Source organism: Chryseobacterium sp. MYb328 (genome assembly GCF_037572595.1).
Lineage (GTDB): Bacteria > Bacteroidota > Bacteroidia > Flavobacteriales > Weeksellaceae > Chryseobacterium > Chryseobacterium pennae.
Genome location: NZ_JBBGZQ010000022.1, coordinates 59,590 through 84,076 on the forward strand (window position 1 = coordinate 59,590; position 24,487 = coordinate 84,076).

The window sequence follows — 24,487 nt, forward strand, 5'->3', positions numbered from 1 at the left end:
CATTATATAAAGAATTCGTTGCAAGAATATTACCTATAAAAAATGTGGAAAAGCTTTTCTTTTCCACATTTTTTATTTTAAACAGCATTATTATAATACTTAAAATACTGCCAGTATTTATCTTTAAAGATATTGAATGAGATTTTATATTCAGGGTTTCTATCTTTTATGGTTTTAAAAACTTTAGAGATTTCTCTGAAATCTTTACCTGCAAAATAGCTTTCTTTGATGTTGTCTGAAGTCTCCCTGCCTATATACAGATATCCTTTTTCTCTCAGGTTTTCAATAGCTTTATCTTCAATTTCACTTAATATTTCAAAATCCTCTTTTTCCGGAAGTCCGTCATTATTCTCACCGTTATAATGGAACTTAAGGACTGATATCCATGGATAGGAAGCTTTTTCATGATAATTTAATAAAGAGAGATTCATACAGGCGATGAGGGGTTTTCCATTATCAAGAGTTGCTCTGAGAATAGAAAATTCTTCTTCAACATCAGCATTCTTTATACTTTTATACTTTTCTGTAAATTCTCTTTCCCGCCATGACAGGAAGTCTTTCAGTTTTTCAATAGGAACAAGGTCCTGTTTGGCCTTATCTATTTCAACTACAGTGAAAGTATCAATCTGAGTCGCAAAATTCAATTCTCCTAAAAAGCTATCCAAAAAGATGCAGACACCTGTTGTTACAGCGTCTTTATTTTCAGCATTTCCATCATAAACAAAGACTAGGTCAATTTCATCGGGATATTCTTCCTGCTCTTTAGAATAGAAGAAAATATTATCTTTCGAAAAGCTATACTCTCCCATCTCAACGCCTACATTTTCTATATTTTTTTCAGGCTTTAAGGCTGTAAACTTCCAATGACCAAGTGTAGGAGCTGCTTCAATAAGTTCTTCTATAAAAACAATATTCCGGATTTCTCCATCTGCCGTAAGAACTAATTCTGCTGTAGAATCATTGCTCATCCCGGTCAGAAAATAAAATCCTTCATTGATCTGTCTTAGCTTGGCAGCAATATGATCAAAAAAATCTTTTTCAATAGCTTCCTGGCCACCGTTTTTAACGATCTCATAAAAGTATTTTTCTTTTGTTAAAAACCAATCCCAAAAATCTTTATAATCCAACTGCTTCTGCTCCATTTCAAATAGTATTTAATCAATTTGCTTACCGTCAATATAAACATGTTCAGCCTTAAGACTTCCCTGATTATAAAGAACATTTTGGAAATTATTAGTTTTAAACGTCACAAAATCTGCTTTTTTACCCACTTCAATTTTCCCTCTGTCTTCAAGATTAAGAGCATACGCAGCACGGTAAGTCATTCCGGCTAATACCTCAGCTGTTGTCAGCTTCTGGAATGTGGCCAAAATAGAAGCCTGAGTGATCAGGTTTCCCATAGGTGCTGACCCCGGATTCCAATCACTTGCAATCGCGACAATAGCTCCTGCATCTAATAATTTTCTTGCTGGTGTAAATTTTTCGCCCAATCCTAAACTTGCTCCCGGCAGTGCGGTTGCTACAGTATCCGATTTTGCCAGGAAATCGATATCTTCATCAATGGTAGCTTCCAGATGGTCTGCTGACTTCGCTCCCACTTCTACTGCAATTCTTGAACTTCCCGGTGTAAACTGGTCTGCATGAACGGTTATTTCAAAACCTAAATCTTTAGTTTTAAGTAAAAATTCTTTACTTTCTTCCGGTTGGAATGCTGATTTCTCAATAAAGATATCTACACGCTTCGCCAGATTTTCTTCTTTTACTTTTGGAAGTATTTCGGTCAGAATATAGTTAAGATATTCTGGATTACTACCTTCGAAATCTCTTGGTTTTAAGTGAGCGGAAAGACAGGTAGGAACTAAAGTTGCCTTTGTGGATTCCTGAGCTTTCTTAATGATTCGAAGCATTTTTAATTCGTTCTCCACATCTAGTCCATAGCCACTTTTAACTTCAATGGTAGTAATTCCAAGATCCACAAGGAACTTGATTCTTTCCAGCAATGTTTTCAATAATTCTTCTTCTGAAGCATTTCTTGTATGCTGTACAGAACTCCAGATTCCACCACCACTTTCAGCAATCTCCAAATAAGTTTTCCCTGCATTACGCATCGCAAAGTCATTGGCTCTGTTTCCACCAAAGCAAATATGAGTATGTGAATCTACAAAGGCAGGCAGAACCACCTGTTCTCCTTCAATGGATTCTATTTCTATTGTTGGATTTTCATTTTTCAAAGTTTCAAAATTACCCATTTTCTGAATGGTTTCATTTTCAACTATTATTCCTCCATCAACAATAATTTCTAATTGTTCGTCTGTAAGTTTTCCTCTTAGCGGAAGGTTGGCAAGTGTTACAACCTGCTTAAATGGGCCTATTAATTTCATTTATTTAGGATAAAGGTTAGAAAATGAATGATCTCTATTTAATTTCAAATACAATCAATCAAATTTTAATTTTCCTCTCAAAAATACTTAAAATATCTCAATTTCGTTCTTAGTCTCAGTGTAAACCTCAGCCTAAATCTTAATCTCAGTTTCAAATTCACCTTTTCTCAATCTTCATTTCAATCTTAGCCTAAATTTGCTATCTTTGAGGTAAATGAAATGAATTAATGCCAGATTTTTTACATCCAGATAAGGAAAACTACTCTCGGGAGGAGTTGATGCAGGAAGAACAAATTCGTCCCCAAAGCTTTAAAGATTTTGCGGGACAGAGAAAAACGCTGGAAAATCTTGAGGTTTTTGTGACTGCTGCCAAGAGACGTGGCGGTGCACTTGATCATGTCCTTTTACATGGTCCACCAGGTTTAGGAAAAACAACTTTAGCCAATATTATTGCCAATGAACTTGGGGTAAACTGTAAGATTACCTCTGGTCCTGTATTAGATAAACCCGGAAGTTTAGCCGGCTTACTCACCAATCTGGAAGAAAATGACGTTCTTTTCATTGATGAGATTCACCGTCTTTCACCGGTTGTAGAGGAATATCTGTATTCAGCAATGGAAGATTATAAAATCGATATTATGTTGGAAACAGGTCCTAATGCAAGAAGTGTACAAATCGGACTGAATCCTTTTACGCTGGTGGGAGCAACTACCAGAAGCGGTATGCTTACCAAACCTATGCTTGCAAGATTTGGTATCCAAAGCCGGCTGGAATATTATTCTATTGAGCTTTTATCGATGATTATTCAGAGAAGTGCAAGGGTTTTAGGAGTAGTTATCTATGAAGATGCTGCTATTGAAATTGCAAGAAGAAGCCGTGGAACACCAAGGATTGCCAATGCTTTACTGAGAAGGGTGCGTGACTTTGCAGAAATCAAAGGGAATGGTGAAATTGAAATTAATATAACCAAATATGCCTTGAACTCTCTAAACGTGGATGAGTTTGGATTGGATGAAATGGATAATAAGATCATGCGTGTAATGATTGAAAACTTTAAGGGAAAACCGGTAGGAATTTCCGCTTTGGCAACGTCTATTGGAGAAAATCCGGAAACGCTGGAAGAAGTCTATGAACCGTTTTTAATCCAGGAAGGGTTTATTATCAGAACTCCTAGAGGTAGAGAGGTTACTGATAAAGCGTATCAGCATTTAAGTATTTCAAGACCGAAAAATCCGGGAGAACTCTTCTAGCTTAAAGTTCAGGTTTTTGTTCAGGTTTTGAGTTCAAGATTTAAAAAGAAGAATTGCTAATTTATGTTTGTTCCTAAATTGTACAGAAGTGAAGATATGGATGTGATGAGAGAAATTATCAAGGTAAATTCTTTTGCATTGCTCATTTCTTCTGTTGATAAAATCCGTGCTACACATTCTATGATGATGCTGAATGAAAGTGATCCGGAAAATCCCTATATTGAAACTCATATTTCAAGGGCTAATCCGCAGGCGAAAACCCTGAAAAACGGAGATGAAGTGTTATGTGACTTTTTAGGTGCCCATACTTATATTTCCAGCAGCTGGTATGACCATATCAATGTTTCCACATGGAATTATGAAGCAGTACAGATCTATGGAAAAGTGGAGTTAATGGATCAGGATGAACTGTATGCACATCTGGATAAATTAACCTCGAAATATGAACAGTTTCAGCAATGTCCCATGATGGTAAAAGATATGGGAAGAGAATTTGTGGAAAAGGAAATGAAAGGTGCCTTCGGGATAAAGGTTATTCCAACAGAAGTCTTCATCAAACAAAAACTGTCTCAGAACAGAAAGGAGAATGATTTTAACAATATCATTTCGCATCTGGAACAATCGGATGAAGATGCCCGGAAAATTGCTGAGAAAATGAAATTAATAAAGAAATAAATCAAAATATATATGAAGTTATATCCAATACAATGTGGAAAATTTAAACTGGACGGCGGTGCTATGTTTGGTGTCGTCCCAAAGAGTCTGTGGGAAAAAACTAACCCGGCAGACGAAAAAAACTTAATCGAATTAGGAACCCGCTCCCTGCTTATTGAGGATGGAAAAAAACTGATCCTTGTAGACTGCGGTCTGGGCAACAAACAGGATGATAAATTCTTTGGGCATTATTCTCTTTGGGGAGATGATACCTTAGATAAAAATTTAAAAAAATATGGCTTTGTAAAGGAGGATATTACTGATGTATTTCTTACTCACCTTCACTTTGACCACTGTGGCGGTGCTATAGAATGGAATGATGACAGAACAGGCTACAGGCCTGCTTTTAAAAATGCACAATTCTGGACAAATGAAAACCATTGGCAGTGGGCAACAGAGCCTAATGCAAGAGAAAAAGCCAGCTTTCTGAAAGAAAATATTATCCCTATTCAGGAAAGCGGACAGCTGAACTTTTTACCCCTTCCTACTACCGGAAATTACGGATTTGCTCCTGATCTGAAAATGGATGTCATTTTCGTAGACGGACATACGGAGAAACAAATGCTTCCTGTTATTCAGTACCAGGAAAAAACAGTTGTTTTTGCGGCAGACCTTATTCCTACTGCAGGACATATCAATCAGGTATATGTAATGGGATATGATACAAGACCCCTTTTAACACTGGAAGAAAAAGGAAAATTCCTTAAACAGTGTGTAGATAATGAATATTTATTATTTTTTGAACATGATGCTCACCATGAGCTGGCAAGCCTTAAAATGACTGAAAAAGGAGTAAGACTTGATGAAACGTTCAGTTTTAATGATGTTTTTGGGTATTAATTTTTAATTATGGAAGAATTACATTCAGAGGCTCAACAAGCAGAGCCACCCGCACCCAAGATCATTGGTTTAACAGGAGGAATTGGCTCGGGAAAATCTACAGTTGCTAAATTCATTGAAGAATTTGGTTTTCCGGTTTATTATTCTGACGATAGAGCAAAAGATATTGTCAATGATAATGAGGATCTGAAAGTTCAGATCAAAACATTACTGGGAGATGAAGCTTATGATGAAAATGGCTTATATGACAGGAAATTTGTAGCAGCTAAGGTTTTTAATAACACTGATCTCCTTCAGCAATTAAATGAGATTATTCATCCTGCAGTACGCATTGATTTTGAATATTGGATAAAGCAGCAAACCAAATATCTGGTTTTTAAGGAAACAGCTTTATTATTTGAGCTAAGACTCAACAGACAATGTTATAAATCTCTATTGGTAACTGCAGAGGATAATATCCGAATCAAAAGAGTAATGGATAGGGATAGCAAAACCTATCGTGAGGTAGAAGCTGTTATGGAAAAGCAAATGCCTGAAAAAGACAAGATTAAAATGGCAGACTGTATCATTTATAATAATACAAATCTGGAAGAACTGAAAGAGCAAACCGAAAAGGTCATCTTTGCTATTGAATAAATCGTTAGCTTTCCTAACTTTTATATAAAAAAGCCCTCATTTCTGAGGGCTTTCTTTATATACATCATTCTTTAATAAATTTCTTTTGTGCAGTTTTATCATTATCATCAATATCTATTACATAGACCCCTTTGATAAGTCTGCTTACATTGAGTTGATTATTCAGAAGAATCCCGTTTGTTACAATCTGTCCTGCTGTATTGTAAATTTTATATTTTGCTTTCTTGCTGATATTTTTCACATACAATACTGAACTTACAGGATTAGGATAGATTAAAATATCTGTTTGGTTCAGAGGATTAGGAGTATATTTTCCAGATATCCTTATGGAATAGTCTTCTACTTCTCCGTTTTTAATATTAACACAGTTTACCGGAATACCATCACGCTCCATTGCAACCCGCATCACTACATACTTATAATCTGTCATACTTACAAAAGCGTCTGCCGGCACATTGAATCTTCCCGTAACAGGAGTTGTTGTATTTGGTGGGGAGGTGAGCACTTTTTCATCAATATCAAATTCTCCATTTCGGTTAAAATCAATCCATACGGCAATTCCTTCCTTATGGCTGGTTCCTGTCCATTTTTTTTCAATTGTGATTTCATTATCTGTAGATCCCTGAACCATTTCTATAAATGCCTTAGGAACTCCGGAATAATCCGTATAAGTTGATGCTCCTGAGGCATTTTCCATAACCGGCTTTCCATTTGGTCTTACAGTGACCTTGGCAATGTGTTCATTCGTAGCATTTCCGGAAACCATTTTACAATACGTTACAATAGGGGTTATAAAATAGTATGTAAGTGTGAATGTTCCTGATGATGCTCCGTTACACACATTGGCGACCTGCATTTCGTATTTTGTATTCTCCAGCAATCCTGTTAATGTATAGGTATTTGTAGCCACAGGAATATTGGTCCAGCTTGGAACCCCCACTCTTCTATATCTGAGAATATAAGTTACTCCTGGGAAAGAATCCCATTTAATTTCTGCTGAAGTAGGTAATAACTGGGTGATCGTTAATCCTGGTGGAGGAAGCTCACAGTTTCTTTCTGTCGTAAATACAATTGAATTTGAATATGAATTCCAGATCGTCTCATTTGCACACTGACTTGCAATCTGTACTTCATAGGTAGTATATGGAACTAATCCAGATAACATATAACTATTAATCGGGGCAGCCGGAAGATCAATTTCAGGATTAGGCCAACCTGTAACCCCTACTTTTCTCCATCTCATTTTATATTTTACATTTACTACTGCAGTATTCCAGGTAACAACTGCAGTATTTGTTGTAACACTACCTACCGTAACACTTGGCGGAGCAGGATCACATCTTGTCGTGAATGTTTGAACAGGAGTAAATATTCCTGCTGTTTTTCCACAATTTGCAGCCACCTGTACTTCATAGGTAGTAGAAGGAAACAGGTTATTAAGCGTATATGGAATACTTGAACCGTATACATCAGTCCATGTTGGGGTCCCTTGCACTCTATATTGCAGAAGATAGGTAAGGTTATTAGCTGCTGCCACCCAATTAATGTTGGCTGAATTATGGGTTATTGTATTCACCATAAAACCTGTTGGGGTATCTGTACTGCATGGTCTTAAACGTACTACATAATCTTCCACTTCCCCATCTATTGCATTCTGGCACATTACAGGAGCGCTGTTTCGTTTCAGGACAACTCTCATTGTAGTTGTTAACGGTCCAGAATAGGCGCCTGCGGGAACATTAAATTTAGCAGTAACAAGAGTAGTTGAACTGGCTGCAGAAATAAGAATCCTTTCTGAATTATCAAAAACACCATCTCTGTTAAAATCAATCCATGCTGTAACTGCTACACTTCCTGTAGCTCCGGTCCAATCTTTAACAACGGAAATCTTATTATCAACAGAACCTATTTCCAGTGTGATCAATGTAGCCGGAGTTGTATAGCTGATATAATTTGTTTGTGCAGAATTATTATTCATTACCGGCAATCCGGGATTTATCGGAGTAATCGTCACATTTGAAATATGATCATTGGTTCCTGTTCCGGTCATAGAACAATATGTTAATATAGGAGTGGTAAATTGCTGTGAAGGAGAAAATTGCCCCTGCACAGCTCCATTACATTTGGTAGCTACCTGAACTTCATACTGAGTCTGCTCCGTTAAGCCTGAAATAGTATAATTATTTATGGGAGCTGGTACAGGATTTATAGTGGTCCATGTAGGGGCTCCTATTTTTCTGTATCTTAAAACATAGATAGCCCCCGTTGTTGCAGCCCATGACACATTTGCAGAATTGGGGGTAAGGTTAGTGATTGTGATATTAGAGGGTGCAGCATTGGTACATGCTGGTATATCAATAATTTTCACTGCATAATCCTCAACTTCACCATTAGTAAATGAGGTGCATACATTAGGATTATTCACATCTCTTAAAATTACCCGCATACGTGTTGTAAGTGGTCCTGCATAGGCACCTGCCGGCACCTGAAATGTTCCTGTTACAGGAGTAACTGTATTATTGGATACATTTAAAATTCTTTCAGAAGTTTCAAAAGTACCATTTTTATTAAAATCAATCCAGGCACTTGCAGCTTTGTTACTCATAGCAGCAGGCCAGGATTTGGAAACCGAAATGGTATTATTGTTAGTTCCTCTAACTACAGTAATTAACTGTGCAGCATTTACAGAATAATCTGTATAATTATTGGCTCCAGAGGAATTACTCATAGTATAGGAATTTGTTGCAGCTACTGTTACATTAGAGATATAGCCATTGTCTGTATTACTGGAGGTTACTGCACAATAAGGAGTCATAAACAATGTTGGCGCGGAAAAATTACCGGTTATTCCTGAGCAGATATTGGCAATCTGAACTTCATAATGTGTTCCTGCTGTTAATCCTGTAAGTGTTACCGTATTTGTAATAGGATTTGGTGCATAAGTTGTCCAAACAGAAGCTCCTGCAACACGATACTGCACAATATAGGTAGCATTAAATGAAGCATTCCAGGTGATTGTTGCAGAGTTTTGAGTCAGGGTTGTAGCTACTACCCCTCCCGGAGGATTGGAAGTACAGATTGGTAATGTATCTATTGAAGCACTACCTATAGCATAAAATACATTATTGATAGCACTTACCCTGATTTTGGCAATCCCACCAACTGTAAGGGGAAAGGAACTAAAGTCTAACGTTTCACTTCCGTCATTAGGAGTTGAAGCAGTTACTACGTTCCAGCTTCCTCCATTATCTGTAGTAAAATCTATTTTTACATTGGCTGCATTATAAGGTGCTGTATTAGTTCCTACAACATCCCAGGTTACGTTTGTTGGTCCGTTATTATAAACCGTGGTGGGGTTTACTTTGAAAGGGCCGTTATTTCCTACAATAATAGTCTGAACAGCAGACTGAGTCTGTTGCTGATTGGCAAGTGGATGATTATCCCTTACTGTTATTGAAAATTTTGTTGTTCTTGCAACTGTAGACACTGCTTCCCAACCATTGATATCATGTAAAACTCCTGCTAATACAGAGGACAATTTAGGAAAATAACGAATAGGGCTCGTAGATGGTATTACAGATCTGAATGATGCACCGGAAATTGTATTTCCCAAGTTGATATTATCAATAGGAGGAGTGTTATCAAGCATAGCATCTGCCTGTTCCCAGGTATAGGTCATCGGATCATTTTCAGCATCTGTGGCTGAAGCTGTCAGAACAAATGCTGTTCCTTTAGGAATATTATAGGTAGGCAGAGCAGCAATTACTGGAGAATTATTTGTTATTGCTGTTTCTATATCACATGTCGCGGTAGTTAAGACTGTCTGAACCTGATTAATACTGTTTCTAAGGAAATAAGCATCACTATTGGGCTGTATATCAAATGTTCCTCCTGGAGAAGGGGCAGTACCGGCATTACCATTTGCAACTCCTGCATAGCCCATAATCGTTGTACCTGAGCCGGGTTCAAATTGTGTATTGGGTCCTTGAAACTCATACATAAATGTATGATTTCCTCCCAGTTGATGTCCCATTTCATGAGCAACAAAGTCAACATCAAAAGTATCTCCCTGTGGAACTCCATTAGCGGGAGAGGTATAACCTGAACCTTTACCGTTTCCTGTTGCTGGATTTGGATTGCCTGGATCTAAACAAATACAGCCAATACAGCCAGCCATCCCCCCCCCTCCTGATGCACCAAATAGATGTCCAATATCATAATTGGCATTTCCCACATTGGAAGCTAGTGTTTGCTGCAATTCTGTACTCCATGGAAAATTTGGGGGTGAATTTCCTATGCTTGCAGGAGAATAAGGATCAGTATTGGGATTTGTATATATGACATTCGGGTAGTTTTGTAAATTTAAATGAAGGGCAAAATCTTTTTCAAAGATTCCATTTACCCTGGTGAGTGTAGCGTTAATAGCTGTTAAAGCTCCTGCCACTGTACCTCCAAAAAACTGGGTGTATTCACCCGTAACAGACATAGCCAATCTCAACGTTCTATATTTTCGGTCAGAAGATCGTCTAAAATCTGTAGGTTGATTAGTAAAAGATTTTCCATATTGATGAAGATTTTCTATTTCTTGCTGATCACTCTCTCGTTCCCTAGTTGAACATATAAAACCATTTTTTCCACCTGATGTTTTCGGGTGGACTTCGTAGATTGTTTTATCTACATTGGCTGGTTCTATAAACTCGGTTCCTTCACCGGTTATAATCATAGACTGAAAATCATTAGGAGCCAGACTAAACCGTAAATATTTAGAGGGATCATCTACTCCTACTCCTACATAGGAGCCTAACTGATATTGATCGGCCAATTCTTTCACTACAACAGGAAAACTATACACAGCAAATCTTTCAATTTTTCCACTTACAGTGGGTAAAGATATAGTGACAGGTCGAGCATTTTGACCTGTCTCCTGTGCTCTCTCTAATTGAGATTTTAACAATGAAATGTCCAAAGAATAAAAGTTTTTGGCCGGTGAGCCCTCGTGAATCGCTTTTCCTCTGAATGCCGAAGGAGTCCACTGTGCATGGAACATTGCCAACAAGCTAAGGAAAAAGAAAGAAGTAAAAATTTTCTTCATAGTATTTCTCAAAACTTTGTATTAATCTCACAAACCTACTCACTTTATTATCAATAAACAATATTAAAACACAAATACAATATAAAGTCACTAATAAAACATTAAATAAATTGAAAATTTAAACAAATAATCAATATTCTAATAAAAATATCAACAATTATTGATTTATTTTCCTTAAAATAAAAATCTGAACAAAAAAATAAGCCTTCATTTCTGAAGGCTTATTATATATGAAATTTAGCTAATTATTCTTTGATAAATTTCTTTTGAGCAGTATTACCGTTATCATCGATATCTATTACATAAACACCGTTAATCAATTTGCTAACGTTAAGTTCATTATTTAATAAAATACCTTCTACTACGATTTGCCCTGCAGCATTGTAGATTTTATATTTAGCTTTTCTGCTGATATTTTTCACATACAATACTGTACTTACAGGATTAGGATAGATAAGGATCTCTGTCTGGTCAATCGGATTAGAAGCTCCCAGTTTAGAAATTCTAACTGTATAATCTTCAACTTCTCCGTTTTTAACATTCACACAGGCTACAGGAACACCATCTCTTTCCATTGCCACTCTCATTACTACATATTTGTAATCTGTTGTACTTACAAATGCGTCTGCCGGTACACTGAACTTACCTGATATAGGAGTGTCAAGGCTTGGATATGAAGTCAGGATTTTTTCGTTGATATCAAACTCTCCATTTCTGTCGAAGTCGATCCAAACTGAAATTCCTTCTTTATAAGTTTTTCCAATCCATTTTTTCTCGATGATAATTTCATTATCTGTAGATCCCTGGATCAGTTCAATCATTGCCTTAGGAACACCTGTATAATCTGTATAGCTTGATCCTTTTGATGCATTTTCCATTTTAGGTTTTCCATTTGGAATAACAGTTACCTTAGAAATGTACTCTGCTGCTGAATTTTCTGATTTCATCTTACAGTAAATCACAGTAGGTGTTGTAAAGTAGTACGGAGGAGTATAATTTCCTGGTTTTCCGCTACAGATATTAACGACCTGCATTTCATACTTTGTCATTTCTACAAGACCATCCAATACGGCTTTATTAACAGGTGTCGTAATTTCTGTCCAGCTTGGAATACCCACTTTTCTATATCTAAGGATATAAGTAGCTCCCGGATATGCATCCCATGCAACCTCTGCAGTCGTTGGCAATAGTTGAGTAATTGTCAGTCCTGGAGGCGGGATTTCACATATTCTTGTTGTTGTAAATACCTGAGAATTTGAGAAATCATTCCAGTTAGTTTCACCAGCACATTGATTGGCAATCTGAACTTCATAAGTAACAAATGAATCCAGATTATTCAATACATAAGTGTTGGTAGGAGCAGCAGGAAGATTGATTTCAGCATTTGGCCAATTTGGAGTTCCTACTTTTCTCCATCTCATTTTATATATAGCATTTGGTACTATTGGATTCCACGTAATCAAAGCACTTGTTGGAGTGATATTGCTTACGGTTACTGTCGGAGGTGTTGGATCACATCTCGTCGAGAAAGTCTGGATTGGTGTAGCTGGTCCCACTGTTCCACCACACATTGTAGAAACTTCAATTTCGTAAATTGTTGCAGGATTTAATCCTGTAATAGTAAGTGGAACATTTCCTAATACTGTAGATGCATAAATCTGCGTCCATGTAGAAGTTCCCTTTACTCTATATTTTACAAGATAAGTTGTCGTATTAAGAGCTCCTGATAAATTAACAACAATCGAAGTATGAGCCGGAGTCCCAAAAACAGGTGGATTTGGCATCGCATTACTACATGGTCTGATTCTTACCGCATAATCTTCAACTTCACCATTAGCAGCATTTGCACAGGCTGTTGGAACACTTCCATTCTTCAGCATTACTCTCATCGTTGTAGTATATTGTCCTGTATAAGCTGTAGGAACATTAGGAACAGTAAACAGATCAGTAACCGGAGTGGTAGTACTTGCCGGAGAATTAAGAATTCTTTCAGAAGTTTCAAACTGTCCGTTTCTGTTATAATCGATCCAGGCTACAACGGCATCATTACCTGATGATCCTGTCCATCCTTTTCCAACAGCAATTTTATTACCACTTGAATTTGCATCTAAAGTAATAAGGGTAGCTGGTGTTGTATAGCTTGTATAATAGTTCTGAACAGTTGTGTTGCTCATCACAGGAACACCTAAATTAGATGAAGTAACAGTAACATTTGAAATGTGGTCGTTATCTCCACTACCTGTTACCGGACAATACTGCAGCGGTAATGTAGTAAATGGCATAAGTGCAGACCAAGCTCCTGCTACCCCACCACAGATCGTAGCTACCTGAACTTCATACTCAGTTTGCTCTAATAAAGTGTTTGTTGGAATAGTATAAACATTTCCAGGTGCGGGTATTGTGTTAATAGGAACCCAAGCATTCCCAGGTGCCACTTTCTTTCTATACTGTAGCTTATACGTTGCTCCAGTAGCTGCAGTCCAAGAGAATGTTGCACTTGTATCAGTAATATTTGAAATCGTAATATTTGTTGGCGGAGCCGTTGTACATACTGGCTGATCAATCAATCTTACTCCATAATCCTCTACTTCTCCACTGCCTGTAAAAGGCCCACAAGGAGAGTCAACATCATCATTCATCATAACCACTCGCATACGGGTCAAAAGAGGCCCATCATAAGTAGCTGGAGATGGCGGAAGTGCTATTGTGAAACCAGTACCTATTGAATTCACAGGATTAGTTGTGCTATAAGAACCATTAACAAATCTTTCAGTAGGTTCAAAAACTCCATTTCTGTTAAGGTCAATCCATACTCCTATTCCATAGCTTGATGAAGAACCAGGCCAGAATTTAGTAATCGTTATTTTATTACTTGATGTACCTCTCACTAAAGTAACTAATCTTGTAGGATCAGCAGAGTAATCTTTATATCCATCATATCCTGAATTACTCACCATTAACGGACCGTTCGTAGGAGTAACTACAACTTTACCAATATACCCGCTTGGCATAGCAGTAGGCGGAACATTAGCACAGTATGTAAGAGCTGGTGTTGTAAAATTAGTACTTGCAGAGAATGGTCCCTGTGGACTACCGTTACAAATTGTTGCGATCTGAACTTCATATGTAGTTCCATCTGCCAAATTAATCAACTGTTGATTACTAGCCAGAACTGCTGTAGCTGGCATCGTTTTCCAAGGTCCACCAGAAGTTGGTCTGTATTGTACCACATAAGTAGCTCCTAGTGAAGGCGTCCATGTAACAATAGCAGTACTTGAAGTAATACTATTTATGGCAATATTAGTAGGTGGTGCTGCAGAACAAGGTACAAGTTCTAACCCAGTAAGTCTGATTTTCGGAATATCTTTGTGTCTACTAGTTGCAGTTGGAGGAGAAGTAGGATCCGGATTGGTGCTATCATTTCTGTATAAAATTCCTCTCTCAACACTAACTGGGAAACTTCCCCATCTGGCTTTCGTAGCTGACGCATAACCTGGAGAGTTTTCATCCACAGCAATAACAATATTACTTGTTCCATCCCATAACATCGGAGTAGTTAATGGTATGGTCACCCACGTTCCGGCTGTCATTGTAGGAAGAGTACCTTCCCATACTTTTTTCAAAGAAGAATATGGTACCCAACTTGAACTTCCAGGAAAACTATTTTGCGTGGTATTGCCCATATAGACTACCCACTCATTATATTTATTCTGCTCAGCAGTAACAGGCTGTTCAACATAGAACTTAAGTTCAGTGATAAATTTCCCAGCTCCTACAGCTCCTAAAACTTCTGCAGCAGTGTAAATCTGCTGAGAATAGTTATATCCATAGTATGCATCTACAGGAAGTTGTTCTGTATAAGCAGTTCCGGTTCCTATCTGCCCAGGGGCAAATGCAGGTCCCTCAACCCAGGAGCTTTTGTCTGTAGGCGTACAAACGGCTCTTACCCACCAATAATAAGTGGTTCCTGATACCAATGGAGATAAAGGGGCAGAAGTTCCTGCAACAATAGTTCCTATTGTACCAACAGCTGAAGTCGGTGGTGTCCCCGTTGTATTGTAATATACTTCATATCCTCCTGCAGGTGCTGAACTCGAAGCTGCCCAACCAACAACAACACTTGTAGGTGTCATTGATCCTACCGTCAGGGAACCAGCAGTTGAAGGAACCGGAAGACACGTAGGAGGTGTTGCAAAAGATTTTGGCGTAGTATTCCAGGCACTTTGATCTGTTGCGCTACATCTTGCCCTTACCCATACATAATAGGTTGTATTAGGAAGTAAAGGAGTAAGTATTGCACTTGTTCCTGACGGAACATTCTGTGTTGCCGGAGCTCCTGGAGGAGGCGTTGCCCCCGTAGTATTATAATAAATATCAAATCCTAATGCAGGTGTATAACCAAACGCAGTCCAGGAAATTGCTGCTGTTGTAGGCGTTATTGTTCCTGTTGTAATAGTTCCGGCAGCAGGCATTGCCGGACATGTAGCCGGCGTAGCAAAGGCAAATGATGCAGACCACTCACTTTGATCAGTTGCACTACATCTTGCTCTTACCCAAACATAATAAGTTGTATTAGGAAGCAATGGACCTATCGTAGCGGTAGGTGTTGCCGGCGGGACAGTTACATTAGGTGCTGTGCCGGCTCCCGGTGGTACATTAGTTGTGTTATAATACACATCATACCCTAATGCAGGTACCGGTACATAAGCAGGCCACTTGATCTCAGCACTTGTTGCTGTAATTGTTCCTGCAGTGATTACACCACCAGGAGGCATAGACAAACATGATGGTGGTGTTCCGAAGGTCATCTGAATATTAGGTCTGTTACCCGTAACCGTACCATTTCCGGTAGGCGCTGTAGTGTTGCCCTGAATATACATATGTCCTGTTGGTACACTAGAATAGGTAAGCTTTGCTCCTGTAGTGAAGGTTCCAGAACCACCATAGTTAGTTTCTACAAGCACCATAAGGTTATCCACTCCATTATAAGTGAAAGGAAGCTGTAAAGGGACAGTATACCATCCTGTTGGTACAAGACCTACAGTTCCACTATATAATAAGGTAGCCCCGGTAGTTGCAGCAGCCCAGTTTTGAGCTGTAAGCGTTGTAGCAGGTACAGCTTTTATATAAATTTTTAGAGGAATCCCTATATTGAAAGTTGAGGTAGAATTCCATCCCAAGGATAAAATACTTCCAGCAGTTCCTCCTGCGGCAGCAATTTCTGCAGCCGTGTAAACAGATGCGGAGCGTTCAAATCCATTAGCAACCCCTAAAGGATACTTTTGGGTTGCCGTTCCGGTACCAATTGTAATGGTTTGTGCCTGTATGGACAATCCGACGACCATACAGAGCAATGCAATGAGCACCTTAAAAGGTCGGCTCATTTTACAGAGTAAAAGTCCACTCATATTTTTTAAAATTTAATAATGATAACGATAATTAAGAATTATAGTATTTCCATTTAACAAGGCCCGTACTTTATTTCCAAAACCTCGTAATTTACAGAGTATCTGTAGTAAAAAAAGTAATTTTATTCCATAAACTAATATTTTAATATTTACACAAATCTAAACATTTTTTCATTATAATACATTCTTTAAATTGTTTTTTTGTAAAAATTAAACTATAATACCCTATATGATTAAAAATAAAGAATCCATATAAATTCAGTAAATTTATATGGATTTGACCCTATTATTATTTTTTAATGTATTCAATAATTTCCGAAAAATATTATCTTTTATCGCAATAATATAATTTACATTCAACAACCAAAGCACATTTACTTTATTATCATCAATAAAGACTTTTTTAACGATTTAACTTCCAAATTACACATTCATAAGGTTAATACATGAGAAACGCTGGGAGTATTCAGAATATCATTTACAGGGTTTGGAGAAATTACAAAGTTGCTGTCTTTTTTATTTACTTCATTGTTATCTAGCATTTGCTACCTTTTAATAGCTTATTCTGAACTGTTCCAGGAAACAATGTCACACTATACAGAGAATCTGAATATCTTTTCTGGTAGTGCTAGCTTCCTATGCTTCATCAGATTTTGATACTGAAGTTCTTCCAAAGAACTTTAACAACTATATACAGTAATCAACAGCCCTGATCAGTAAAAACAAAAAACCCGGGAAAGTTTCCCGGGTTCAATGTTATGATTAATGAGTTTAATTAAAATTTATATGCAATATTCCATGCGAATCCCATATTAAATTTGGAGGAACTTTTTCCAAATCCAGGAATAATCATTGGAGATATATTATCCTGTTTGGAAGTATAGGCCAGATAGCGGGGCTGCAGATTAACATCAATATAAAAATTGGAATCAAACAACTGTACTCTTCCTCCCAAAGTACCTTCCAGCCAGAAAGAAGACTGTGAGGATGCAGGAAAAGACACTGAAGAATTACTTCCTCCATATCCACGGACAGGAACAGCCATGTACTCCTGATTATAAAATGATCCGGCAACTTTTCCACCTGCATAGAAACCATTGAATTCATTTTCTCTATCCTTAGCCAGCATATAAAATGCACCAAGCTTAATAAAAGGACCGCTTACTTTAGCATCATAGCTGTTTTTCTGATATATATTTTTCTCAAAACCAGCTTCTGCAATAGCATGAACGTTCCCATTAATCTTTGAGGAAATAAATCCCTGATATAACTTTCTATCTGAAAAGAATCCCAATCCTGTATTCAAGACATCAAGCCCAACCATAAAATTTGGCTCATATTTCCAATGTACTTTTTTTACTTCTTCTTTCTTTTCTTCCTGTGCTGAGGCTAGAATCCCGAACAGGCTAAAAAATAAGGTAAAGATTAGTCTTGTCTTCATTCAATATTTGATTTTGTCCATTTTCCAGGCTTTGAACAGGGTCAGGAGTTATTAATTCTGAACTTAAATTGTCATATGTTTTTTTGGCTCCACATCCGGGAGATACATATATTGCCTGTGTTGTATATTTAATTCTTACTTTAGATTCTTTACCTTTAGTAGATGTTTTAAAATAAATATCGGTATAAGGTGAATCATCTACCCTTAGAGGAATAAGCCTTGAATCTATTTTTTTCTGCCATCCCAAATCCACTTTTCCTGAACCATAATCTACTGCTACAGACAATGAATCAAGTGTTGTTTCCTTACCATCTGATGCTGCAGTCTTAAAGGCAACCTTCATTCTTGGAGTTCCCTCTCCGCTTTCGCAGATATCATCATCACTGCCACATGAATAAAACATTCCAACGAAGCAGAGCATTATGAGAAATTTAAAATACTTCATATTAAGATTTGAGCTCAAATTTAATTAAATTATTTTTTAATCAGCAATGCTATATTTTCTACGTGATGCGTTTGTGGGAACATATCTACCGGTAATATTTTCACTACATTATAATGTTCTTTCATCAGCGCCAGATCTCTAGCCTGTGTTGCTGAGTTACAACTTACATAGACTACTTTCTCCGGAGCTAATTTCAATATTTGTTCCACTACTTTCTGATGCATTCCATCTCTTGGCGGATCTGTAATCAGGACATCTGCTTTAGGATGATTTTCCATAAATTCATCGTTAAAGACATTTTTCATATCTCCACAATAGAAAGTAGTATTGGTAAGACCATTTAATTCAGCATGTTCTATGGCTGCATCAATAGCTTCCTGTACAGATTCTATACCGATTACCTGTTTTGCATTTCTTGCTACATACTGGGCAATTGTTCCCGTTCCGGTATATAGATCATATACTACTTCATCTCCTTTAAGGTCTGCAAATTCAAGTGTTTTTCTATACAGTTCCAATGCCTGCTTATAGTTGGTCTGGAAGAATGATTTTGGTCCGATTTTAAACTTCAATCCGTCCATTTCTTCCATTAAATATCCTTCACCAAAATATACATTAATATCCAGATCATAAATAGAGTCATTGGCTTTTGGATTGATCGCATATACCAACGTTTTGATCTGCGGAAACTTCTCCAGAATATATGCAAAAAGCTTTTCTCTGTTTTCTTTTTCTTCTCTGAAAAGCTGGAATAACACCATCCATTCTCCTTTAGAGTTCTGTCTCATCATCAGAGTTCTCAGGAATCCTTCATGGTTTCTCACATCAAAGAAATCTAATCCGTTCTCTACAGCGTATTTCTTCACCGCTAATCGGATTGCATTAGATGGATCTTCCTGTAGAAAACATTCTTTAAGGTCTAAGATCTTACTCCACATTCCCGGAATATGGAATCCTAGAGCATCTTTGCTTCCAAAGTTTTCTTCAGAGCTTATTTCATACTGCGTAAGCCATCTCGCATTGGAGAAAGAAAATTCCATTTTATTTCTATAAAAATACTGTTCTTTCGAACCAAGGATTGACAGGGTTTCAAAGTCTTCAATTCCACCAATTCTTTTAATATTGTTATATACTTCTTCCTGTTTAAAATCAAGCTGTTTTTCATAGCTCATATTCTGCCATTTACATCCACCACAGGTTCCGAAATGCACACACTTCGGCTCTGTTCTGAAAGGAGATCTCTCTAAAACATCTACAGCTTCTCCCTCATAATATTTGGATTTGGCTTTTTTCACTCTTACATTCACAACATCTCCCGGAATTGCCCCCGAAACCAATACTGTTTTACCGTCTTCCGTTTTTCCAATAGCAACACCTTTTGCTCCGGCATTTAACAGCTTTATATTTTCAAGAACTAAATTTTTCTTATTCTTTCTGCTCATTCTAAAATTTTCTATTTTCCTAATCGAAACTTTAAAAGTTTCACTTTGCAAAAATACAATAAAAAAAACCTTATCCGAGGATAAGGTTCTGATCTATATTAAAGTTTATTATTTTGTAGGAGCAGGCTGCGGATTTGCAGGCTGTGGTGCAGTAGGATCAATCTGTAATTGTGGCTGCATCTGCTGAGCATTCGGATCTACTTTTGGAGCTGAAAGTCCTGTAAGTTTATCCAGAATAGTTACCAATTCCTGTTCTCCAAGGTTTACAAAAGATCTGCTTGCTATTTTTCCATCTTTATCGATGATTACAAAGCAAGGTAATTTGAATCCGTATACTCCATATTTTTTAGCAATATCAGACTCCATTCCTTTTTCTCCGTATACATTCACTCCCTGAATACCTTTTAATAATGAATTGCTTGTTTTAATAAACTGGTCTTTTGTATCGTCTACGTTTACAAAAACAAAGTTCATTTTAGATTTGTAGAAATTTACAACTTCTTTTAAAACTGGTACCGTAGCTTCTCCGATATAAGGATTCCATGAAGCATAGAAGAACAACATATAAGGTTTCCCTTTGTTTTCAGAAAGTTTGTATGCTTTTCCATCCTGTTTTACTAAAGCAGCTTCAGGGGCCACTTCTCCAATTTTAAGACCTGTAATTGCCATCTGCAATTTAAATAAGTCATTTTTAATTACTGAGTCCTTAATATCAGTATCAATTAATTTTTTGATTTTATCAATATTTTTAGCATCAGCACTAGGATGAATATCTTGAGATATAACGAAAGCTAAGAGGTAGTCTTTAGCCACCTGTGAAATCCCATCTCTCTGTTTAAGAAACTCTGAAAAAATCTCTGAAATCACAATATCTTTTTTATTCTTGGTTTTAGATTCTGCAAATTTTTGGAAATCAGGACTCATTGTAATTAATAGGTATTCTCTATAAGTAGCATGTCCTTTTATCATGTCATCCTTATTTATTTGAAGTTTATCTTCATAATCAAAGAAGGATTTAGAGACTTTAAAGGATGGATTTCCTGACGTTTGCGCTTGCCCTATTCTATATTGAGCAAGCAATTTAAGTATTATACTAGAAATATTGTTTTTATCCCATTGAATAACACCTTTATCTGGATTAAACTTATTTACATTTTCATCTATATTTTTGTTTAAATCTATTTCAATTTTCTGAACTCCGTTTAAAAAGAGCTTTTCTCCTTTTGCCACAAGCTCATCCATATTAATTTTCTGAGCATATTCTAATAAAAATTTCTCATTAGCTTTATGAAAATCATTATTTTTTTTTGCCTCACCAGAAATTACATACTCCATCGGGAATGTAATACCATTCCCCGAAAGATTAAGCTTTTGCCCTCCTTTTAAGTAAATTAAATTTCTTTTTCCTGCATAGGTCATTTCATACATCCCATCTTTAGAAACTTCAAAACTACCTGAAAAGTTACCATCTTTATCAGTTCCTAAATTTACTAGTGGTAATGTTCCAACTCCTGAAGCATCTATAAATTCAATTCTTTCCAAGGGGCCACCCCCTGTAATTTTTCCGTTTATTTCAACTTTTTTTGAACAAGACATCACGAAAATCGCGATGATAAACAATAAAAGATATTTTTTCATTTCAATTTTTAATATTACACAAAAATACGCTTTTTAGGGCCTGTTAATTCACACTGATAATTTTTTTTTGAAAATTTTATTACATCGATAAAAAGGAACATTCCAATTACTTTTTCTGTCTATTTTTCATCGTTAAAAAACAACTGAAACAATGCATTTTTTACATCATTCAACTGCCCTCCAAATATATACTTATTCAACAAAGTAAACCTAAGATCTGACAATAAGTTAACAAACTTTAACAGCTACAATACGTATATAAAAAAATCACTCCCGAACCGAGGGCGACTTTTAAGTATTTTGAATTAATTCTATCTTTCATCTATAAGAGCAGATATCTATTCTCTATTTATTCTTGCGATATTTTCAATAATATTCTAAAGCCCTTCATCTTCTATCCAATCTGCAATAAAATATTCTAAATCTTCTCTCTTATAATGTTTAGGATAGTTATATTGGTTAAGAAATATATTAGGTGTAAAACTTAACCCTTTTGCAAGATTTTCTTTAGTAATCTCATTAAGATGAGACTTTATCATACTTACATTTTGAGGCTTACCATATTTCAGAAACCAAGCATTAAAATCATTATTTTTAAACCATGTATTTAAAGCCTCAATAAAAATTAAGTCACCCCCATTATTATAAACTTCAACTAATCGTATTAGGAGATTTTTAGTATTATCATCCATAGCCTCCTCATAAAGATTAAACCTAATACTTATTGAAATTTGCTCTGAATATCTTTCTAAAACACCTTCTAAAGCTTCATGAACATCTTGACAAAAACCGCAAAAAGGACTTGTTACCACTGTAATCCTTTTACTAGTATTTGATCTTCCTAATATAATTAGATCTTTATTAAAAAATTCAATTTTTGAACTTTTTAAATTATTTCTAAAAATTTCATAATTTCTAGAAAACCTCAATTGTCTTATATACTCTTCCTGTATTTCTTTTTTTTCTATAAAATAAGGTTTTGAATAATATACTAAAGCCGCGATTAATAAAAATACAAATATAAAAAGACTCAATAATTCTATTTTAAAAAATAATTGCGGCAATTCTGTAAAAATTAATGTAGTTTGTAAATAAACAATACCTATAATAGTTAAACAAACAGGACACCATTTCTTCTCTATTGCATATTGAAAATATATGGAATAGAGAGTCATCGGAATGGATAAGACTAAAACAACCATCATATAACTTAAAAATACAGTTGAAGCTCCAGCAACAACAAACAATAAAAGGTTTAAAACTTGTGAAATAAAAAACCAAATACTAATATCACTTATTTTAAAATATTTGAGCCATGAAATCTTATTTGAATTTATAACTTGTTTACAATCTGCATTAGCCATTGCACTACAAAAAGTTTGTGAAATTTTAGAACTCAGACCTAATTCTGTTTTTAAGGCTTCAAATGAAAAAAAAATCCCTAATAAGCTTAGGGCTCCAAAAGAAACTACTAGAAGTGAACTAGAAAACAAGTAAGTAATACCTAAAATAGCCATAACCAGTCCTCCTATTAACAAAGATTGCATTATTCCATTATTGGGTTTTGTATCAATAAAGTCTTCCGGTTTTTCTATCAATAAAACTACATTTTTCCAAAGCTTATCAATCTCTTGTAATGTACCTTTCTTCTTTTCATCTCCTACAGTATATTGATATAATCCTTCTTTATATTCTAAAAATGAAAAAAAGGGAGCTTTTTGTTCTTCCTGTAACAATGCAATAAAGGAATCCGGCAAATCATCAAATTCGTTTGTATATATTTTTGTCGCGAGATTAGGAATATTAAAAAATGTAAGAGTATCACTGAAAGCAAGCAGACTTGGATAATCAGGATGCGTTTCTATTTGAATTTTAAATTCACTGAAATTAATTGAGATATTTTGATTTTTAAGATACAAAATGAATGGTTCCAAATTTTGCTCTACTGACATAATAAAGATTTAAATGTTTTAATTACCAAGTAAAATCCGCCTCTAATTAGAGACGGATTTATTTTTTTATAATTTGATATTAACCATGTCTTCGGCAAAAACCTGACATAAGAGGCGAAGACGCTGAACAGCTACAATCTGAATAACCAGAGCTACTGCAGCCAGGACCGTAGTATCCACAAATACCACCACAATATCCTCCTCCTCCTCCTTCACCATGCATTTCGCTCTCAAGAACAATAGCTCCACTAATAGTTCTCATTTCATTTCTTGATAAAATTCCTTTTGATTTTTTTAATTTTTTCATTTGATATTTTTTTACAAATTGTTCACCAAATATAGAATTATTATAGGAACAACAATCAAATCAAACAATAAATTAACAAACTTTAATAGATAAAATAGAGATATAAAAAAAAATCGCTCCCGAAAACGAGAGCGATTTTTAAGTATTTTGAATCAATTCTATCCTTGATCTACAAGAGCAGACATGTATTCTCTATTCATTCTTGCGATATTCTCAAGAGAAATACCTTTAGGGCACTCAACTTCACAAGCACCAGTGTTTGAACAGTTTCCGAATCCTTCTTCATCCATAGCTTTCACCATGTTCAGAACTCTTCTTTTAGCCTCTACTCTACCTTGAGGAAGTAATGCATACTGAGAAACTTTAGCTCCCACGAATAGCATTGCTGATCCGTTTTTACATGTAGCTACACAAGCTCCACATCCGATACAAGCAGCAGCATCCATTGCTTTGTCTGCATCTTCTTTAGGAACCGGAATCGCGTTAGCATCCAAAGTATTTCCTGAAGTATTTACAGAGATGAAACCACCTGCTGCCATTACTCTGTCGAATGCGCTTCTGTCTACCATCAAATCTTTGATAACAGGGAAAGCAGCACTTCTCCAAGGTTCAATAACGATTGTCTCTCCATCTTTGAACATTCTCATGTGAAGCTGACAAGTAGTAATACCTGTATCAGGACCATGAGCTCTACCATTGATGTAAAGGGAACACATACCGCAGATTCCTTCACGACAGTCGTGATCGAAAGCGATAGGTTCTTTACCATCGTTAATTAAATTTTCGTTCAGAATATCCAGCATCTCCAAAAATGAAGAATCTGTAGATACATCTGATATTTTATAGGTCTCAAACTGACCTTTAGTTTTACTATTTTTTTGTCTCCAAATTTTCAGCGTAAGATGAAGGCCTTTTTTTGCACTCATAATGTTATATTTATA

At 36.1% G+C, this 24,487-nt stretch carries 15 protein-coding genes; 4 read left to right on the forward strand and 11 right to left on the reverse strand.

Going from position 1 to position 24,487, the window contains the following annotated elements:
* Nucleotides 1-77: 77 nt before the first annotated feature.
* A complete protein-coding gene (locus WH267_RS19150; RefSeq protein ID WP_340010324.1) occupies nucleotides 78-1,142 on the reverse strand; it encodes a DUF695 domain-containing protein in 1,065 nt (354 codons plus the stop codon).
* 12 nt (nucleotides 1,143-1,154) lie between these two features.
* On the reverse strand, nucleotides 1,155-2,381 hold the full coding sequence (gene hutI, locus WH267_RS19155; RefSeq protein WP_340010325.1) for an imidazolonepropionase: 1,227 nt from the start codon (nucleotides 2,379-2,381) through the stop codon (nucleotides 1,155-1,157).
* Nucleotides 2,382-2,608: 227 nt separating this feature from the next.
* On the opposite strand from hutI, the gene ruvB reads away from it, so the two are divergent.
* The 4 genes from ruvB (at nucleotide 2,609) to coaE (ending at nucleotide 5,821) form a co-directional block, all read left to right on the forward strand.
* Nucleotides 2,609-3,631: a Holliday junction branch migration DNA helicase RuvB gene (gene ruvB / locus WH267_RS19160; protein WP_115970451.1), complete on the forward strand. Its 1,023-nt coding sequence runs from the start codon at nucleotides 2,609-2,611 to the stop codon at nucleotides 3,629-3,631.
* Between the two features lie 63 nt (nucleotides 3,632-3,694).
* Nucleotides 3,695-4,306, forward strand: coding sequence for an FMN-binding negative transcriptional regulator (locus tag WH267_RS19165; protein ID WP_340010326.1), 612 nt, complete (start codon nucleotides 3,695-3,697; stop codon nucleotides 4,304-4,306).
* Nucleotides 4,307-4,318: 12 nt separating this feature from the next.
* Complete coding sequence (locus WH267_RS19170; RefSeq protein WP_115970453.1) at nucleotides 4,319-5,185, forward strand: MBL fold metallo-hydrolase; 867 nt, start codon at nucleotides 4,319-4,321, stop codon at nucleotides 5,183-5,185.
* Nucleotides 5,186-5,194: 9 nt separating this feature from the next.
* Nucleotides 5,195-5,821 carry a dephospho-CoA kinase gene (gene coaE, locus WH267_RS19175; protein ID WP_340010327.1) on the forward strand — a complete coding sequence of 209 codons (627 nt, stop codon included), beginning with the start codon at nucleotides 5,195-5,197 and terminating at the stop codon, nucleotides 5,819-5,821.
* 64 nt (nucleotides 5,822-5,885) lie between these two features.
* Here the strand turns inward: coaE and WH267_RS19180 are convergent, their stop codons facing one another.
* The 9 genes from WH267_RS19180 to WH267_RS19220 form a co-directional block, all read right to left on the reverse strand.
* The gene (locus WH267_RS19180) at nucleotides 5,886-10,913 is read right to left on the reverse strand and encodes a GEVED domain-containing protein (protein ID WP_340010329.1); all 5,028 of its coding nucleotides are present in this window, start codon (nucleotides 10,911-10,913) and stop codon (nucleotides 5,886-5,888) included.
* Between the two features lie 245 nt (nucleotides 10,914-11,158).
* Nucleotides 11,159-16,321, reverse strand: coding sequence for a fibronectin type III domain-containing protein (locus WH267_RS19185; RefSeq protein ID WP_340010330.1), 5,163 nt, complete (start codon nucleotides 16,319-16,321; stop codon nucleotides 11,159-11,161).
* A gap of 775 nt (nucleotides 16,322-17,096) precedes the next feature.
* Nucleotides 17,097-17,762 carry a DUF6048 family protein gene (locus WH267_RS19190; RefSeq protein ID WP_115970457.1) on the reverse strand — a complete coding sequence of 222 codons (666 nt, stop codon included), beginning with the start codon at nucleotides 17,760-17,762 and terminating at the stop codon, nucleotides 17,097-17,099.
* On the reverse strand, nucleotides 17,728-18,183 hold the full coding sequence (locus WH267_RS19195) for a DUF6452 family protein (RefSeq protein WP_340010331.1): 456 nt from the start codon (nucleotides 18,181-18,183) through the stop codon (nucleotides 17,728-17,730). Before WH267_RS19195 ends, WH267_RS19190 begins: the two co-directional genes overlap by 35 nt.
* Before the next feature lie 53 nt (nucleotides 18,184-18,236).
* On the reverse strand, nucleotides 18,237-19,649 hold the full coding sequence (gene rlmD / locus WH267_RS19200) for a 23S rRNA (uracil(1939)-C(5))-methyltransferase RlmD (protein ID WP_115970459.1): 1,413 nt from the start codon (nucleotides 19,647-19,649) through the stop codon (nucleotides 18,237-18,239).
* 108 nt (nucleotides 19,650-19,757) lie between these two features.
* Nucleotides 19,758-21,287 carry a TlpA family protein disulfide reductase gene (locus WH267_RS19205; protein ID WP_340010332.1) on the reverse strand — a complete coding sequence of 510 codons (1,530 nt, stop codon included), beginning with the start codon at nucleotides 21,285-21,287 and terminating at the stop codon, nucleotides 19,758-19,760.
* A gap of 377 nt (nucleotides 21,288-21,664) precedes the next feature.
* Complete coding sequence (locus WH267_RS19210; RefSeq protein WP_340010333.1) at nucleotides 21,665-23,239, reverse strand: vitamin K epoxide reductase family protein; 1,575 nt, start codon at nucleotides 23,237-23,239, stop codon at nucleotides 21,665-21,667.
* Nucleotides 23,240-23,318: 79 nt separating this feature from the next.
* Nucleotides 23,319-23,501 (reverse strand): hypothetical protein, encoded by a 183-nt coding sequence (locus WH267_RS19215; RefSeq protein WP_340010335.1) that lies wholly within the window; start codon nucleotides 23,499-23,501, stop codon nucleotides 23,319-23,321.
* A gap of 203 nt (nucleotides 23,502-23,704) precedes the next feature.
* Complete coding sequence (locus tag WH267_RS19220) at nucleotides 23,705-24,472, reverse strand: succinate dehydrogenase/fumarate reductase iron-sulfur subunit (protein WP_115970462.1); 768 nt, start codon at nucleotides 24,470-24,472, stop codon at nucleotides 23,705-23,707.
* Nucleotides 24,473-24,487 lie beyond the last annotated feature (15 nt).